Consider the following 16078-nt stretch of genomic DNA (forward strand, 5'->3'; position numbering starts at 1 on the left):
ATTACATAATTACTATTATCAGATATTAAAAAAAATCTCAATAACAATATGTTATGTAGGTTTTTGCTCTCTGTTCACGTCCCAGGTGGAGCAGTTGGAGCATTGGTCGTACTTCGTCCCCCGCTCTCGCTGATCGCGACGATACAAGCAGCTATCTCCGTACCAGCAAAAAAACCGCATGCTTTGGGGTGACCGCGCCCCTTTTCGCCGTCGTTGCCGGTTTTTGATTCGAGTTTGAGCGATAGGAGGATGTTCTATCGCTCATGACTCGAAGCATCCTCCGTCACGTGATCGGGTCAGATGAACTCCACTTCGCGCAGATCAATCTGCGCGTCATGGTCGCGGCCATATGCGGCAACCGCGACAGATGTCAGGCTGCGCGCGCTGCGGACAGGCCCTGCCAGTCCGCCTGCCGGGGCAAACGTGGCCAAGGGCAGCCGGACCTCGCTCCAGGCTTCGGTCACATCGAACCCGGCCTGATGGTATTGCCACGGCAAGGCGCCGCCGCTGCGCAGATGCACGAAATAGCGCTGCGTGTTGCCGCGCACGATCAGCCGCAGCTCCGTGACGGCCTCGGGCAGGGGGGTTGGCAGATCAAGCCGCATCTGGATGAACCCGCCCCGGTTGGCTGTGCTGACATGGCCGGTCATGCGGGCAAAGCCTACGCCCGCTTCCGACAGAAACGCGACGCCTCCGGTGGACTGGCCACCCATCACCTGATCGGTGAAGAACCGCCAGGTTATATCTGGCTGCATGGGCCCATCCTATTACGTCCGCGACTGGGTGCTACCAATGCTGCGTGCCGGGCGCACCCTTGATCCGGCCCTCCAGATTTGGGGTGACCCAGCCGCCGTAGAAATAACCCGGCTGCGGTAGAACACGCGTGTCGCCAACCCAAGCCTCGTCCATCTGCGCGGCGTAAAATGCAACATAGCCCGCGAGCCCTGCAAAGCCCGTCGTGGGCCGGTCATAGGCCCAGGCGGCGCGGGGGGCGACCTTGTCACCCGACAGAACGTCGTAATAGCGCGCGACACCCTTCCACTCGCAAAGGCTGCTGCCGGGGGCGGGACGAAGGGTGGCCAGAATATCCTCGGGCGGAAGGTAATAAGTGGGCGCGTGGTGCGTCTCCAGCACACGCAGCGCGCGGGTCGTGTCTGCCACCAAAGTACCGCCCAGCCGGATGAGGATGCGATGCGGAACGGGCTCCAGCGCGGGCGGGCGGGGATAGGACTGCACGTTTTCTGGGTGAAGACCGGTCATTTGCGGGCCTTTGAAGCGGGTTTTCGGGCGGTGCCCATGTAAAGGATCGCCGTCAGCGGCAGGGGCCCAAAGGTCAGGTCCAGACGGCGGTTGATCCCGCGCGGGCCAAGGCCGGTGATGGGGCCGGGCACCAACTCCGCGCCTTGCATGGCAGCACGCAACTCGGCCGGTTTGATGAACTTGGCCGGGTCATGCGTGCCGCGCAGCAACAGGCGCAGCACGTCCTCGGCCAGGGTGATGGTGGCCAGCCGGGCCAAGGGATTGCGGTTGATTGTGTCGAACAGGAACAGACCGCCGGGCCGCAAGACGCGGGCGACCTGCGACATGACTTTCCGCAGATCGGCAACATGTTCCAGTACGTCAACGCAGACCACGGCGTCAAAGCAGGCGTCGTCATAGGGCAGCGCCTCGCCCACACCCACATCATAGCCGATGCGCAGACCTTGGGCGCGGGCATGGGCGCGGGCGGCGTGGATCGCGCCCTCGGCCGGGTCGATGCCGGTGACGCGGGCCCCCCGCGCGGCCAGAGCCTCGGCCATGAAGCCGCCGGCACAGCCAAGGTCCAGCACGTCGATGCCCTGCCAGTCGATCTGCCGATCGAACCAGGTCAGCCGCCCGGGCACGAGGTTCTTCAGCGTCCGAACCCAGCGGATATCATCGGACCACCAACTTTCGGCCACCTTGTCATAGATCGTCAGGTCATTGCGCATCTGTGCGGTCCTTGGTCAGGTCCGGCAGCATATAGGGCACGCGGGCGCGATAGCGATCAAACCGCGCCCCATAGCGGGCGGCAAAGCGGCGCTCCTTAAAGCGCGGGGCAAGCAGGCAATAGGCGGTAAAGCTGACCGCCAGCGCCAGTTGATCCGGTGTCCAGACCGGCGGCGTCCACAGCGTCAGTGCGAAGGCCAGATAGATCGGCTGGCGGATAAGGCGGAACAGGCCTTGCGTCGGCATGTCAGGAAACACCGGCCTGATGCGCGCCAGCAAGGACATCCATCCCAAGGCACCCGATTGCACCTCGGCCCCGGCGTCAAAGCTGGCTTTCAGCAGGATCAGCCAGCTCGTGGCATAGGCGGTTGTCATGGCCCAGAACGCCGCCCCTTCGGCCCGCCACCAGACGATGCCCGAGGGCGTCCACAGCGTAAACAACGCCAGCAGTTGGGTGGCCGCGATGATCGCATAGGTGGTGGTGGCCAGCGTTTGACCATGCGGGCCGGGGATCAGCCGAGCGAGGACGCGCCCGCCGCACCCGGTCAAAAGCAAAGAGTGGCCAAGGGGGAATTGCAGGATCAGCACCGCATTTGCGAGCATCGCCCAGGGCCAAGGCACGGCGCAAAGGCTTTCGCTGAGGCCAAAGAACATCGCCACGATCATCGCCAGCACACCTGCTGCAAAGACCGTGTGGCAAACCGCGCCAAACCCCAGAGCCAAGGCGACCCGCCCCGCCCCGGCAGGCGGCGGCAGGGCGGCTGCGATCAGGGTGACCAACCGGGCGATGCGGGGATCGGTCAGCATGGTCAGCCTTGAGCCAGAATGGCGTCGGCAATGGTGGTGCCGCTGATCCACGCGGCCTCGATCTTCGGGCCGATGCACCAGTCGCCGCCAACATAGAGCGTGCCGTCCGGGTTGCGCAGGAACGGCTGACCCAGCGCCTGCGTCACCCTTGCATGGCGCCAGCGGTGGGCTGCAGCATGGGTCACACGGTCGGGCGACACCCCCAGCCGGTCGCACAGGAGCGGTAGCATGAGCGTGGCAATCTCCTCCGGGGTTCTTTCCAGATTTTCCATGCTGAACGCCTCGCTCGCCTGCGCCACCCACTGCGTCGCACCACCCTGCGGGCGGTCCGGCTTGGAACTGTCTGACGCGATCCATGACAGGGGATCATCGGCATCCCGCCGTGTGATGAAAGGGGCCGGGGCCATCACGGCGGCCATCAGCGTCAGACAGGGTGCCAACCGCACTGGGGCCAGTTTCGGCACCAAAGGATGTTCCGCCCCCAAAAGCCCCGCTACCTGCGGCGCGGGCACCGTCACCACCACGCGGGCGGCACGCAGAACAGCGCCCTCCATCTGCACCAGCCAGCCGTCACCGTCGTGCTGCAACCGCGTCACCTGTACGCCTTGCCGGATGTCCAAGCCCTCCCCCATGGCTTTGGGGATGGCCGACATGCCCGGTACGCCGACGGAGTGCGTGCGGCCCGTGCCGTCCTGCCACCCAGCCACCGACAGCCCGCCCAGCGCCGCCGCAAAGCCTGCGCCATGGGCGTTCACAAATTGGGCGCCGTGGTCGAATTGCAGATCGCCCACGCGCCGTGTCGCCACCCGCCCGCCGATGCCGCGCCGCTTATCCAGCACAATTGCTGCCAGCCCCGCATCCGCCAGCCGCCGCGCACAGGCCAGCCCCGCGATGCCAGAGCCGATGATGACGATCATGCCAGCACCTGTTCCAGGATGCGCGGGATGTTCTGCTTGACCTTGAAGAACCCCGCTGTGGCGTGTGGCCAGATGGCTGAATCCCAATCGCGCCGCCATTCGCATAGGGTGATGCCATGTGCGGCCAAGGACGGAGCGGCCTGATCCAGCCAATCGCGCAGGGGCCACGGGTGACATAAGGCGTGGCAATCTGCTCGGCGCCCGCCGCGGCGGCCCATTTGGCCAGGGACGCTGGGTCAGCCGCCTACAAGCCTACCGGACTGGCACTTACCCGCACCGCGGCGTCCGCAAGGGCCTCTGCCTCGAACCGCATGACCATATCAGCCACGGGCAGGGGGGAGCGCAGTTGGCTGGCCGCCAGCGTGGCGGTGGTGCGGATATCCAGTGCCGCAAGGTCGAAATCCTCGACCCGGCAATCCTCATCGGTGATCAACAGGGCGGTGGGGCGGCCCGGCTCTGGGGTCGTGATGGCGCGCAAAGGCAGCAGCGGGGGCAGGCCCTCCGGCTCACTCGCCTCCAGACCCTGCGTCACCTCGGCCAGATCAGACGGGCGGGGGGTAAAGCGGCCAGCAGTATATGTCGCAATGTTCTGCGCATCAGCCGGATAGGGTTTGCCCCGCGTGTGCAGGCCAGCCACCCAGCGCCAGCCCAAGGTATTCGATGCAGCGTCGCCATCCAGAAGATGCCGGTAAAAGAAATCCGCCCCCAACCGCCACGGCAGACCCAGCGTGAAAATCCAGATCGTGGCGAACCACATCCGGGCGTGGTTGTGCAGATACCCCGTGTCCACCAGTTCCGTGGCCCAAGCATCAAAGTACTCCAACCCGGTCTGGCCATTCATGGCACGCTCCACATCCCGGCGCAGGCGGCGGTCGCGGTCAAGGGTCGCCAGATCGCCGTCAAGCCCCGCGCGGTAGCTGTCCCAGACCTGTGGGCGACGCTCCAGCCAGCCCTTGAAATAGCCGCGCCAGATCACCTCTTGGATGAACTTCTCGGCCCCGTCCGGACCATGGCTGGCCAGCGCCAAGGCCACCGCGTCCTGTTCCGGTACCAGACGCCGCCGGATATAAGGCGACAGCACCGACACCGCCTTGTGCGCGCCGGGGCCGTGATCCGTGTTGCGGCCATTGGCATAGCGGCGGCCCATACGGGGGGCAAAGGATTGGAGGAGGGTCTCTCCCGCAGCGCGGGTGGCAATCAAGGTCGTCATCGCGTCCAACTTTCGTTCGTTGAACCCTAGGTGATGCAGAAGTGGCAAATTTCAACGCGGACGGGGCAGCACAACGGCAAGACCAGGCTTTTGACCGGCCTGAGACTGTGCGATGTGTCAGAAGGCGCGGAACGGGTCGGGGCATCCAGATGACAGACGCAGGCGGCAACGCAAACCTTCGACGCATCGTCGTGATCGTCGCACTGTTGAACCTCGCCTACTTTGGCGTCGAATTCGCGGTGGCGCGGGCCATCGGGTCCGTCTCGCTTTTTGCCGACAGCGTGGACTTTCTTGAGGATGCCTCGGTCAACCTGCTGATTGGGCTGGCCTTGGGCTGGTCGGCCACTGCGCGGGCGCGGGTTGGCATGGGGCTGGCGGGGATCTTGCTGGTCCCGGCCTTGGGGTTTGTCTGGGCGCTGTGGAGCAAATGGGGGCATCCGGTTCCGCCAGAGGCCTTTTCCCTGTCACTGACCGGTTTCGGGGCCCTGGCCGTGAACGTGACCTGCGCCTTCTTGCTGGCAGGCTTTCGCCATCATAGCGGAAGCCTGACAAAGGCGGCGTTTCTGTCGGCCCGCAACGATGCATTAGCCAATGTCGCCATCATCATCGCCGGCTTTGTGACAGCCTATTCCCTGTCGATCTGGCCCGACATCATCGTGGGTCTTGGCATTGCCGCGATGAACATGGATGCCGCCCGTGAAGTATGGGCTGCGGCGCACAAGGAGCGCATCGCCGCAAGCTGACGGTCTGCGCCGCTTAGGTCAGCAGCAGCCCGAGGAGATGTCCTTAAACACTAGACAGTCGCGCGCGGCGCCGCCTTCGCACACGGCATCACATTGCGCGACGAAGCCTTTGAGGGTCTGCTCCAATGCGCGCAATTCGAGCAGATTGGCTTGAACTTCGCCAAGATGAACCGCTGCGATTTCCCGGACCTTGGCGCAGTCCTGGTCGGCGCTGATCGAAAGCCCCAGAAGCTGCCGGGTCTGGTCGATCGAGAAGCCGAAGTCTCGGCACCTCCGGATCAGGATAAGCCGTTCCACGTCTGTATCGCGATAGACCCGTTGACCGCGCCCGGTCCGACCTGCCGGTGGAATCAGGCCGATATCTTCGTAATAGCGGATCGTCGGCGTGCTCAGTCCGACCGCCTTGGCGAGCGCCCCGATGGTCAACACAGGGAAGTGAACATTCATGGGACGGTCTCCTCTTGCAGTTCAAGTTACTTGAAGTGGTAGCCTTTGGCCATCGTCATGAAGGACATCACCGATGCAGAGGAAATCAAATGACCGTGCAGTCTGAACCGAACGGCGCGAGCGGTGCCGTAAAGACGGCCGCGGCGGCGGCGCTCGTCGTGGCGGGATGTGCCGCGTGCTGTGCGCCACTTATTGCCGCGCCGGTGCTCGGCCTCCTTTCGGCTGCGGGCGTTGGCCTCGCCCTGCTTGGAAAGATCGGCCTCGGAGTCCTGGTCATGACCGGCATCGGGATTTACCTCTTGGCCAGAACCCGGCGTTCATCTCGGCTGGCCAAGGGCTGCGAATGCGCCCCGGACAGCGGATGCCATGTCGCAGACGCCTGCGACCTTCCCGCAAACAACAATGTGAGATCAAAATGCTGACGCTCTCCCGCCGCGCCTTCGTTGGCGCAACCCTTGCCGCCATTGCCGCCCCGGCTTTTGCCCACAATGGCGACGAGACCATCCCGGGCTTTGACGATGCCCTTGCGGCAGGCGGACCGATCCTTGTGCATGTCACCGCGACCTGGTGCGAGATTTGCCAAGCGCAGAAGCCCATCGTGGCCGCCCTACTGAAGACGCACGATTTCGCAAAGATGAAGATGTTCGAGGTTGATTTCGACACGCGGAAAGAAGTTCTGCGCCGCTACAACGTGCAAAGCCAAAGCACGATGATCCTCTACAAGGCGGGCAAAGAGATTGACCGGCAGGTGGGCCAGACCGACCCGGCTGCAATCGAAGCCTTCCTGCGTGAGGCGCTGTAGGCGATGCTGCTCGCTTTCCTTGCCGGGCTCTTGACCACGCTTTCGCCCTGCGTTCTGCCGTTGATCCCGATCGTTCTGGCGGGCGCGGTGGCGGAACACCGGCTGGCACCACTGGCGCTTGCTGGCGGCTTGGCGCTGTCCTTCACGGCAATCGGGCTGTTTGTGGCGACCATTGGCTTTTCTCTCGGCCTTGATCTGGACCTGTTCCGCAAGATCGCCGCCGTCTTGTTGATCGTCGTTGGACTTGTCCTGCTGGTGCCCCGGTTCCAATTGCAATTCGCCACGGCTGCGGGACCGGCCAGCAACTGGGCCGAGCAGCGCTTCGGCGGGTTCTCGACTTCGGGCATCGGCGGGCAATTCGGGGTGGGCCTGCTGTTGGGCGCGGTCTGGACGCCCTGCGTCGGGCCGACCCTTGGGGCCGCCTCGCTGATGGCTGCCAAAGGAGAGAACCTCGGCACCGTCGCCCTGATGATGTTCGCCTTCGGCCTTGGGACAAGCCTGCCCTTGCTGGCGCTGGCGATGCTATCGCGCGAAGCCCTGATGCGCTGGCGCGGCAGGATGCTGAAAACGGCTGGTACGCTGAAGGTGCTGCTGGGCGCCCTGCTGATCGCCTTCGGAGTCTTCACCTTGACCGGCTATGACCGGGCCGTTCAGACGGCGTTGACCGAGATGGCTCCCGCATGGTTGGTGAGGCTCACGACCTCCCTCTGATCGCAGACCCATCCAGGAGCCAAGACCCCATGCCGATTTATCTTTCGACATTTCTGACCTTTGCCGCCGCCGCGCTCGCCGAAATCGCCGGGTGCTTTGCCTTCTGGTCGTGGCTGCGCAATGGCCATTCGGTCTGGTGGCTGCTGCCCGGCATTGCCTCGCTGATCACCTTCGCCTGGCTCCTGACTTTTGCACCCAGTGATCAGGCCGGTCGAGCCTATGCGGCCTATGGCGGGATTTACATCGTGTCATCCTTGCTCTGGCTCTGGTTCGCCGAAGGGCACAGACCCGACAACTGGGACCTTGGCGGCGGTGCGCTCGCCCTTCTGGCCGCCGCCATCATCCTCTTTGCGCCGCGCGGGGCCTGAGGACTACCGCCTTCCCCCTCGGCCTGCTTGAGACTACCCTTCACCCATGGATAAGTCAGACAACACCCAGCACAATGCCCCTGTCGTGTTCAGTGCGGGCGCGATTATTGGCACTTTGGGGGGCCTGATCGGCCTGGGTGGTGCCGAGTTTCGGCTGCCTGTCATCATCTCGGTTTTCCGCTTTGCCGCGCTTGAGGCGGTCATTCTCAACAAGGCAATGAGCCTCGTCGTCGTCGCCACGGCTTTGCCGTTTCGCGCCAGGGCCGTGCCCTTTGCGCTGATCGAAAGCCATTGGACCGTGATTGCGAACCTGCTCGCCGGAAGCCTTGCCGGGGCATGGATGGGGGCGGGCTGGGCCACGAAGTTGCGCGCCGAGGTGCTTTACCGCGTGATCGCGGTGCTGATGTTCGGTATCGCGGTCGTGCTGCTCTTTGGGCATGGCGTGACCACCGGGCAACCCTTGTTCACCGGCGTGGCCCAGATGCTGGCCGGAGTCGTCGCCGGTTTTGGCATCGGCGTGGTTGCCGCCCTGATGGGGGTTGCGGGTGGAGAGCTTCTGATCCCGACGCTGGTTCTGCTCTTTGGTGCCGACATCAAACTGGCGGGGAGCATGTCGCTCTGTGTCAGCCTGCCGACCATGATTGTAGGCTTTGCCCGCTACAGCAAAGACCAAAGCTTCTCCGTATTAAGCAGAAACCAGCCCTTTGTCTTGGTGATGGCAGCAGGTTCCATCTGCGGCACGTTTATCGGCGGGCGCCTGTTGGGCCTTGTCCCGGATGTAGTTTTGCTTCCGTCGCTTGCGGCCATTCTCGTCGTCTCCGGCTGGAAGGTGTGGCGGCATAAATAAACCGATGGTTTGCTGCATCGCTGTTGATCCCCGATGATCGAACCAAGTTGATGACGTTTCCGGACAATGGGCCGCGTGACGGCGTTTAAGACTGACAGGTTCCATCCCTGATCGAATGGCTGACGATCAACCGCATGGAATTTGATTTGCTTCCGTCTGCGGCGGAGCGCTTTAACGACCCCCAGACCCATGACCGTGTTACAGTGGCTGCGGGAAAGGAAAAACTGACTCCGGCGATCTGTGTCTCCCGCGTGCCTGATGGCGAAAAGCCTGTCCGGATCTTCCGCGATCTGCTGGGTCTGACGCAGGCCGCGTTGGCCAAGCAGTTGCGTCATTCTGCGCCGCCGCCCTCGCCTTTCAAAGGCTGAAACAGCTCGGCAATCGCGTCCTGATCGAAGGCAAAGCCTTCGGTGTTTCGCCCTTCAAACAGCGCATCCGCCAAGGCTTGCTTGCGGGTCTGAAGGCCAAGGATCGCTTCCTCGACCGTGCCCTCGGCGACAAGGCGGTAGACGAAAACAGCCTTGGTCTGGCCGATGCGATGGGCCCGGTCCATGGCCTGACGTTCAACGGCGGGGTTCCACCACGGATCGTAGAGGATCACGGTATCCGCGGCGGTCAGTGTTAGGCCAACGCCGCCTGCCTTCAGGCTGATCAGGAAGATCTGTGCGGAGCCTTCCTGGAAGCGGGTGACGGCCCCATCTCGATCCACGGTGTCGCCGGTCAGCCATTCGTAGGACCAGCCACGGGCGGTCACATCCGTTTCGATCAGGCGCAGCATTTCGACGAATTGCGAGAAGACCAGAACCTTGCGGCCCTCCTGAACCAGAGCTTCCAGCATGTCCAAGAGCCGCTCGCGCTTGGCGCTGTCAGAAGTTACGGCACCGCCTTTCAGAAGGTGCGGGTCACAGCAGACCTGACGCATTCTAAGCAGGGCGTCCAGAATGGTGATCTGCGCGCCCTGAATGCCGCGTTTGGCAATCGCATCCCGCACTCGGGCGTCCATGGCCATGCGGACCGTCTCGTAGAGCGCCTGCTGCTTGGCGCCCAATGGGATGAGTTCGGTGATCTCGGTCTTGGCGGGCAGATCAAGCGCCACCTGATCCTTGGTGCGGCGCAGCAGAAAAGGTTCGATGCGCCGGTTGAGGCGGGACTGGGCCTGGGCATCGCCCTCCTTTTCCACCGGCAAAACCACCTGCGCGCGAAAGGTCTTGCGGTCGCCCAAAAGGCCCGGCACCAGCCAGTCGAACAGGGACCATAGGTCGGTCAGGGTGTTTTCCATCGGTGTGCCGGTCAAGGCAAGGCGCATTCGGGCTCGGATGTCGCGGATGCGTTTGGCAGCGGTCGCAGCAGGGTTCTTGACCGCCTGCGCCTCGTCCAGGATGGCCAGCTCCCAATCGCGGGTCAGCAGGATGTCATGGTCGCGGTTGAGCAGCGGATAGGTCGAAATCACCAGATGGGCTTGGTCTATCTGATCAAAAAGCGACTTGCGGGCATTGCCCTGCAGCACCAGGACCCTGAGGTCCGGGACAAACTCCGCCGCCTGACGCGCCCAGGCCCGCGCGAGGCTGGTGGGCACAATGAGCAGGCTGGGGTGTCGCGCCTGCCCTTCCAGATGGCATTTGGCCAAAAGGGCCAGCGTTTGCAACGTCTTGCCTAGGCCCATGTCATCGGCCAGCAAACCGCCAAATCCCGTCTCAGACAGGGCTGACATCCAGCCATAGCCGATGGCCTGATAGGGCCGCAGGACAGCGCGCAACGTGGCGGGTGGTGTAACCGCATCAGAGGATTTCAGGGCATTAAGGCGCTTGCCAAGTTCCAAAAGCTCGCGGCCCCCTTGGAACGGGATGCCACAGCCCTCCAAAGCCTCGGCCAGGGCTGCAAGCTGTCCGGCTTCCCCGGGGTGCACCTTGGTCATCAGCCCAAGCGAGCGCAGCAGGACCCGCAGCAGATCCGTCAACTGGCGAAGATCGACCTGTGCATGGCGCCCGTCAGGCATCTGCACGTAACAGGGCGTTTCTGCCACCAAGATCTCAAAGTCGGTTGACGCGATAATCTCGTCGCTTAGGTCGCGCGGCAATGCGGCAAGGATATCGGCGATCAGCGGCGCCAAATCGGCATGCTGGCCATCAGCCTGAACCATCAGCCCAAAATCAAACAGCCCGCCTGCGTCGCTGTTGCCGATCTGAGCCGTCAATTGAAGGGGTTCCGCGATCAGTTGGAACGGCCAACTCGGCTCGACGACAACCCTCCATCCCGCCGCACGAAGGTCCGGCACAACCTCTCCCAAGAACTGAAGAGCCGGGATCCCGGCTTCAGACTCACCGAAACGCTCGTGATCCCATTCCCCATCGACAAAGACCCGGTCGCCCGCCTCACCCTGTTTGCCAAAGCTATGATATTCCAACCCTTCCAGCACCAGGGCACCTTGGCTTTCGAGCATTTGGAGAGCCGCGACTTCCGCCGTCCTGTCTCGCTTGAGCGTGACAAGCGTGTCGCCCTCCTTGAACCTCAGGGCATCGGTGCCGCGGGCCGGGGCCATATGGCCATCATAGTCAAAGGCCAATCGCAGCGCGGGCTGCACCACGGGCTCTTTTTGCTGACGCCAAGCCTCGCCGAATTTGCGGTGCCCCCGCATGCCGAACAGGCGCAAGACGGGCACGGGATCCTTGCCTTGGCGTACCTCTATTCCAAGGGCTTTTGGCACTGGAATGGAACGACCCGAAAATCCCGACAACCGCGCCGCCACTTCTGCGGCGATTTCTGCCGAGATCTTTGGCGCCCGCATCAGGATATGCAATTGTCGTGGGTCCATGGCCGATTCCAAAACGCCGAAAGCGCCTGTTGCAGGGTCTACCCAAGTGGGAGTTGCAAAAGGCAAGGCAACGAGCGGTGCGCCGGTTTTCGTGCAAACCATCCTTAGCTCTTGAGTGCCACCCTCCTCGCCGTGCCACACAAACTCCGCCGCGCGCGGCCCCTCTTCATGGAGATACGGACCGTTCCGCTCCTCCCAGCGGCCACGTCCGGTGGCAGCGATGCGACGCAGGATCGGCAAAACGTCCGGCGGTCCACCCTCCAGGAATTTGGGACGCCATAGGTACCCAGATTGGCTGCCACCATTTGCAGGGACGCCAGCGGCCTCAAGGTCGCGGAGGATTTCGAGATCCTTGCGCAAAATGAACTGCGGACGATTCTCCTGACCCTTCAATCGCTCGACATCATAGCGCGTTGCCTTGTCCGAAACCCGGCCATCGGCCTGAACCGTTGCCTTCATCGCAGTGATTTGCGGTTTGCCGGCGGCAACGCTGAGCACATAGACTAGGCGGTCGCGCACGGTGGGCGGATATTCCAGGGCCGGACCAGCGGTGATCTGAGAGGAGACCGTCAGCGCCTCGAGCCATTCTGTGACTGGATAGGGCAAAGGCCGGACTGGAGCGACCGAACTCGCTTCCACGGGTTGCGGCAGGTGCGCTGACCCTTTTGCCACGCGCACATGCCAGGCAATCGCCGCGGCGGCCATATGCTTGCACAAGACGCCAACCGGGCAGGAGCAGATACCCCCCAAACGCAGGAGGCGAAGATCATTGCCGAAGGTCAGCCTGAGTTGGACTGCATATGTTTGACGGCCAGATCCCAATACTTCGGCGGTCAACTGTCCGTCGGGAGTGAGATCAGAGAGCGCGGTCACGCGGCCTTCCCGCGCGTAGGCGATGCCTTTTGCAAGGCTCCCCGAGTCGAAAAACCGTTCCAGTCCAAGTTGCACGCAGAAGTCCCCCTGCCCTCACGCCTCGGAAACTACAGGTACGCTCCGGCAGAACGCAACCGTTTGGCAGGTCATGCGGTGGAGCAAGGCGAGCCTGTCAGATTGCCGAGGGTTGGGAGGATCCGGCCCCGGTCGCTTTCAAGGGGGGCTCAACCAGTTCTCGACGTTCAGGCCCCGCACGCGCGCAAACTCGCCGGTATTGGCGGTGACCAGAACCGCTCCGAGCGCATAGGCGTGCGCGGCGATCAGAAGGTCGTTCGGCCCGATCGGCTTGCCGGCGGCCTCAAGTTCGGCCCGTATCCCGCCGTACTCGGCATCGGCCGGAACATCGAAGGCCAGCACCTGGATGCTGCCAAGAATGGCTTCGACATGAGCAAGCAGCTTCCCTGACCCTTTCTTGGCACATCCATACCGCAGTTCAGCGGCCGTGATGATGCTGACGCAAACGGCCTCGGATCCGACTCTGACAATGTGCCCGGTGACCGCGCCTTGCGGATTTCGGAGCAAGTCGGACACGATGTTCGTATCCAGCATGTAAAGTTGGCTCACAGATCGACACCGCGCAGGGACAACAGGCTGTCGTCGATGTCGGGGAACTGATCTTCTGGCGCAAGCGGCTCAAGTTCAGCCAGGACGGCCAGAAGGCTTCTGCGCCGGACCGGTTCAAGGATCAGACGGTCGCCGTCGCGGTGGATCATCACGCGATCGCCGGGCATTTCGAAATCCGCAGGAATGCGCACGGCCTGGCTCTTGTTGTTGCGAAAGAGCTTGGCTTCGCGTCCGGGAAGGTGATCATGGGTATGAGGTTGCGGCATGGCGGCCTCCATTGCATATGCACAAGCATATACAGAGGCGCTGCGCGATTTTCAAGGTATGCGCCAGGTTTCCCACATTGAGGTTGCCCTGGCCCAATACTCTGGGGATCGGGCTCTGCGGATGGCAGAATGAAAGAATTCACCCGTCGGGAAAAAGAAGCGCCTCGAAATCCATTGCGCCGTTGAGGACGTGCAGGATTGTGATCCGGTCGTCCTCGATGCGGTAGAAGATCAGATACCGCCCATGCACCCTGCGGCGGATGCCGAGATGCCGGTAGCGCGGCACCAGCGGGAATGCTTCAGGCATTTCGGCCAGGCCTATGCAGCGTTCGACGATCTCCCTTACGAAAGATAATGCACGCACCGGATTGTCGCGGGCAATGTAGTCGGCAATTGCTTCGAGGTCTGTCTCGGCCTCGGCGGTGAATTCAACCTTCATGCGCCGTCTTGGCCCTTGGGCTGATACTTGGCCTCGAGTCGTGCGAGGACCGCACCGGCAGGGCTCACGCGACCTGCTTCCGCATCGCCAATGCCCCGGGCAAGCGCCTGGTCGAGCACCGCCAGCCGCGTTTCGCGTTCCTGAATCAGCCGGATGCCTTCGCGCAGGACTTCGCTTTTGGAATTGTAACGCCCGGTTTCCACCAGTCTGGAGACAAAGCCTTCAAGTTGGGGTCCAAGGTCTGCGCTGATCATGATGGCCTCCATCGAGTGAGCTTCCAATATGCAAGCCTTCATAACTATTATCAAGACTAGGAGCCATGAGGTCCGGCAGTTCCCTTCAGACTGGCTTCCGGTAGCCGCGCCGCTCCTTTGCCTGCACCAACCGGTGAGCCGCCCGCTCCGCCGAATGGGTCGATGGATAGGAGTTCAGCAGGCTTTGCCCCCTGCCCCCGATGCGGCCCCAGGTGCGTTCGACAGTCATCTCTCCGAAGAGGTCCTTTTGAATCTCGACACGATAAAACCGGGCCATGTTCAGGCTCGGATCGCGGCGGAAGATGCAGATGGGCTCTGGCAGGGTGTCCATGGTTAGGATGTATGATGCGCCCTGCCAGAGGCCCGGTCCAATGAATGTTCTGAATCGAACAGCTGCCGCCGATTCCGTTTTGTGATGAAGCCTCCTCCTTCGTTCTCCGAAATCTTCAGAGATGACTTGGGGTGTCTTCTGCCGTTGGTTCGGCGACGCGGTGGCCGCGTGCGGCCGCAGAACTGGATGCCAGAGCGCCTCTAACGAAATCGGCGAAATGCGGCGCCAGAGATCGGGCCAATGCAGTGGCCTTTGGTTCGAAAGCAATTTGTCTGGCTGCGGCGAGGAGTTCACGGACCAGAGGGTCGGACAGGCGAATGTCGATCCGGTAGGACACGGCGTCAACCGATGCTACTGCAAGAACACCGTTGAGATGATTGATGGTGGCCAGATGCGAACGGAAGGCGAGGAGCAAGGCCCGTTTGGCTGGGGATCGTGCCGAGGGGCCAAGGTGTTCGAGCCATGCCTCGAGGCGTTGGTGAAGGACCGGATCCAGTTTTAGGACCACAGTATAACGTCTGGCTGTGACCTTCGGGACCGGCTGTGATTTGGGTCGCGATGGCTTGTCAGCGTGTTGCATGTCCGGATCCTGGAGCGGGGGAGTTTGGTCCGTTCCGGCCAAATCGTTTGAGGCCCCTTCGTTGCCGGGATTCGCAACCTGCTGGTTAGTGAATTCGGCAGGCGTCGGGTCCTTGTGCGTGCCCAAGGGACTGATGGTCGGCCTGGTGAGTAGACCTCGGTTCTTCATGAAGGGACCTCCTCGGGGATCAGACTTTCAACCTCGGCGAGGAGGGATTGGCAGTCAGTCAGGGCCTCGCGCAGGCGTTTGACCTCGGCTTTTTGCAGACCTGTGGCTTCGCGTTCGTAGGCTGCAAGACTGCGTCCCAAAAGGCCGCGCATGACAAGGTCACCCAAAATGGCGGTCTCGCGGATCTGGGTGTCGAAATGGGGAAAACCCTGCAGGATGTCACCAATATACTGGCGCTGTGCGACCGTCATCTTGGCGCGCATCTTGGTCAGGACGACGCGGGCTTCGCCTACCTCATCGTCTTGAGATAGTTGCCGGACGACATCGAGGGCGCCTGGTAGTTCCATAAGGTCGAGAGCCGAAGGCGCGAAGGGCATCAAGGTGACCTCGGCGTAGCGCAGCACGTGGCGGTTGAAGGGATGATCGACGCCCGCGAGGTTTAGCAGACAATAGTCGAAACGACCGCTTTCATCGGCATCGAGAAGCGTGTCTTCAAGATCGAGGAGGCGGGTTGCCTCATAGTGCAGGAAGCGCACGTTGAACTTGTCGGACCAGAATTCCGGCCCCGCCTGCTGGCTGTAGGTTTGGTAGGCTTTGAAGGACTGATGCGGATCGCAATCGACGAGGAAGGCGGATTTGCCAGCGGCGTCGATGGCGGAGGCCAGCATCAAGAGCGCTGTGGTTTTGCCGGTGCCGCCTTTGTGACTGTAGGCAGTGATGACACGCATGCGGATTTCTCCTTCGGGATGGAATTGTGCTTGACGGTTGATCGGGGTCCGGGAACCGCTTCGGCGGGTCTGGCGGGTCTGGCGGGTCTGGCGGGTCTGGCGGGTCTGGCGGGTCTGGCGGGTCTGGCGGGTCTGGCGGGTCTGGCGGGTCTGGCGGGTCTGGCGGGTCTGGCGGGTCTGGCG

General features: G+C 62.6%; 22 protein-coding genes. 7 read left to right on the forward strand and 15 right to left on the reverse strand.

Features of this window, described 5'->3' with window-relative positions:
- Positions 1–296: 296 nt before the first annotated feature.
- The 6 genes from AC1Y2B_RS21750 to AC1Y2B_RS21775 all read right to left on the reverse strand — a co-directional run bounded on the left by AC1Y2B_RS21750 (position 297) and on the right by AC1Y2B_RS21775 (position 4902).
- Positions 297–755, reverse strand: a complete 459-nt coding sequence (locus tag AC1Y2B_RS21750) for a CIA30 family protein (RefSeq protein ID WP_482255229.1) — start codon at positions 753–755, stop codon at positions 297–299.
- Between the two features lie 31 nt (positions 756–786).
- Entirely contained in the window at positions 787–1260 is a 474-nt protein-coding gene (locus tag AC1Y2B_RS21755) for a DUF427 domain-containing protein (RefSeq protein ID WP_482255230.1), read from the reverse strand.
- Positions 1257–1970, reverse strand: a complete 714-nt coding sequence (gene ubiG / locus AC1Y2B_RS21760; protein WP_482255231.1) for a bifunctional 2-polyprenyl-6-hydroxyphenol methylase/3-demethylubiquinol 3-O-methyltransferase UbiG — start codon at positions 1968–1970, stop codon at positions 1257–1259. The genes AC1Y2B_RS21755 and ubiG overlap by 4 nt, the downstream gene beginning before the upstream one ends.
- Positions 1960–2775, reverse strand: a complete 816-nt coding sequence (locus AC1Y2B_RS21765) for a methyltransferase family protein (protein WP_482255232.1) — start codon at positions 2773–2775, stop codon at positions 1960–1962. Before AC1Y2B_RS21765 ends, ubiG begins: the two co-directional genes overlap by 11 nt.
- A gap of 2 nt (positions 2776–2777) precedes the next feature.
- Positions 2778–3692 carry an NAD(P)/FAD-dependent oxidoreductase gene (locus tag AC1Y2B_RS21770; protein WP_482255233.1) on the reverse strand — a complete coding sequence of 305 codons (915 nt, stop codon included), beginning with the start codon at positions 3690–3692 and terminating at the stop codon, positions 2778–2780.
- Between the two features lie 244 nt (positions 3693–3936).
- A complete protein-coding gene (locus tag AC1Y2B_RS21775) occupies positions 3937–4902 on the reverse strand; it encodes an FAD-binding domain-containing protein (RefSeq protein ID WP_482255234.1) in 966 nt (321 codons plus the stop codon).
- Between the two features lie 149 nt (positions 4903–5051).
- On the opposite strand from AC1Y2B_RS21775, the gene AC1Y2B_RS21780 reads away from it, so the two are divergent.
- The gene (locus AC1Y2B_RS21780) at positions 5052–5645 is read left to right on the forward strand and encodes a cation efflux transmembrane domain-containing protein (RefSeq protein ID WP_482255235.1); all 594 of its coding nucleotides are present in this window, start codon (positions 5052–5054) and stop codon (positions 5643–5645) included.
- An 18-nt stretch (positions 5646–5663) separates the two neighbouring features.
- On the opposite strand, the gene AC1Y2B_RS21785 is transcribed toward AC1Y2B_RS21780, so the two are convergent.
- Positions 5664–6092: a MerR family transcriptional regulator gene (locus tag AC1Y2B_RS21785; protein ID WP_482255236.1), complete on the reverse strand. Its 429-nt coding sequence runs from the start codon at positions 6090–6092 to the stop codon at positions 5664–5666.
- A gap of 89 nt (positions 6093–6181) precedes the next feature.
- Between AC1Y2B_RS21785 and AC1Y2B_RS21790 the strand changes: the two genes are divergently transcribed.
- Genes AC1Y2B_RS21790 through AC1Y2B_RS21810 form a run of 5 tightly spaced genes read left to right on the forward strand, consistent with a single transcriptional unit; the run spans position 6182 to position 8820 of the window.
- On the forward strand, positions 6182–6514 hold the full coding sequence (locus AC1Y2B_RS21790) for a hypothetical protein (RefSeq protein WP_482255237.1): 333 nt from the start codon (positions 6182–6184) through the stop codon (positions 6512–6514).
- Positions 6508–6894: a thioredoxin family protein gene (locus AC1Y2B_RS21795; protein ID WP_482255238.1), complete on the forward strand. Its 387-nt coding sequence runs from the start codon at positions 6508–6510 to the stop codon at positions 6892–6894. Before AC1Y2B_RS21790 ends, AC1Y2B_RS21795 begins: the two co-directional genes overlap by 7 nt.
- A gap of 3 nt (positions 6895–6897) precedes the next feature.
- Positions 6898–7605: a cytochrome c biogenesis CcdA family protein gene (locus AC1Y2B_RS21800; RefSeq protein ID WP_482255239.1), complete on the forward strand. Its 708-nt coding sequence runs from the start codon at positions 6898–6900 to the stop codon at positions 7603–7605.
- 29 nt (positions 7606–7634) lie between these two features.
- Positions 7635–7973: a YnfA family protein gene (locus tag AC1Y2B_RS21805; protein ID WP_482255240.1), complete on the forward strand. Its 339-nt coding sequence runs from the start codon at positions 7635–7637 to the stop codon at positions 7971–7973.
- A gap of 46 nt (positions 7974–8019) precedes the next feature.
- A complete protein-coding gene (locus AC1Y2B_RS21810) occupies positions 8020–8820 on the forward strand; it encodes a sulfite exporter TauE/SafE family protein (RefSeq protein ID WP_482255241.1) in 801 nt (266 codons plus the stop codon).
- A gap of 331 nt (positions 8821–9151) precedes the next feature.
- On the opposite strand, the gene AC1Y2B_RS21815 is transcribed toward AC1Y2B_RS21810, so the two are convergent.
- Positions 9152–11632, reverse strand: a complete 2481-nt coding sequence (locus AC1Y2B_RS21815) for a DEAD/DEAH box helicase (protein WP_482255242.1) — start codon at positions 11630–11632, stop codon at positions 9152–9154.
- A gap of 291 nt (positions 11633–11923) precedes the next feature.
- Between AC1Y2B_RS21815 and AC1Y2B_RS21820 the strand changes: the two genes are divergently transcribed.
- On the forward strand, positions 11924–12139 hold the full coding sequence (locus AC1Y2B_RS21820; protein WP_482255243.1) for a hypothetical protein: 216 nt from the start codon (positions 11924–11926) through the stop codon (positions 12137–12139).
- Positions 12140–12718: 579 nt separating this feature from the next.
- Here AC1Y2B_RS21820 and AC1Y2B_RS21825 read toward each other — a convergent pair.
- From AC1Y2B_RS21825 to AC1Y2B_RS21855, 7 genes are all read right to left on the reverse strand, one after another.
- On the reverse strand, positions 12719–13129 hold the full coding sequence (locus AC1Y2B_RS21825) for a PIN domain-containing protein (RefSeq protein WP_482255244.1): 411 nt from the start codon (positions 13127–13129) through the stop codon (positions 12719–12721).
- Complete coding sequence (locus AC1Y2B_RS21830; protein ID WP_482255245.1) at positions 13126–13395, reverse strand: antitoxin; 270 nt, start codon at positions 13393–13395, stop codon at positions 13126–13128. The genes AC1Y2B_RS21825 and AC1Y2B_RS21830 overlap by 4 nt, the downstream gene beginning before the upstream one ends.
- Before the next feature lie 139 nt (positions 13396–13534).
- Positions 13535–13834 (reverse strand): type II toxin-antitoxin system RelE/ParE family toxin, encoded by a 300-nt coding sequence (locus AC1Y2B_RS21835; protein WP_482255246.1) that lies wholly within the window; start codon positions 13832–13834, stop codon positions 13535–13537.
- Complete coding sequence (locus tag AC1Y2B_RS21840) at positions 13831–14088, reverse strand: type II toxin-antitoxin system ParD family antitoxin (protein WP_482255247.1); 258 nt, start codon at positions 14086–14088, stop codon at positions 13831–13833. Before AC1Y2B_RS21840 ends, AC1Y2B_RS21835 begins: the two co-directional genes overlap by 4 nt.
- An 85-nt stretch (positions 14089–14173) precedes the next feature.
- A complete protein-coding gene (locus tag AC1Y2B_RS21845; protein ID WP_482255248.1) occupies positions 14174–14419 on the reverse strand; it encodes a WGR domain-containing protein in 246 nt (81 codons plus the stop codon).
- A gap of 115 nt (positions 14420–14534) precedes the next feature.
- Complete coding sequence (locus tag AC1Y2B_RS21850) at positions 14535–15167, reverse strand: hypothetical protein (RefSeq protein WP_482255249.1); 633 nt, start codon at positions 15165–15167, stop codon at positions 14535–14537.
- Complete coding sequence (locus tag AC1Y2B_RS21855; protein WP_482255250.1) at positions 15164–15895, reverse strand: ParA family protein; 732 nt, start codon at positions 15893–15895, stop codon at positions 15164–15166. The genes AC1Y2B_RS21850 and AC1Y2B_RS21855 overlap by 4 nt, the downstream gene beginning before the upstream one ends.
- Positions 15896–16078 lie beyond the last annotated feature (183 nt).

It is taken from the genome of Stagnihabitans sp., assembly GCF_964946895.1.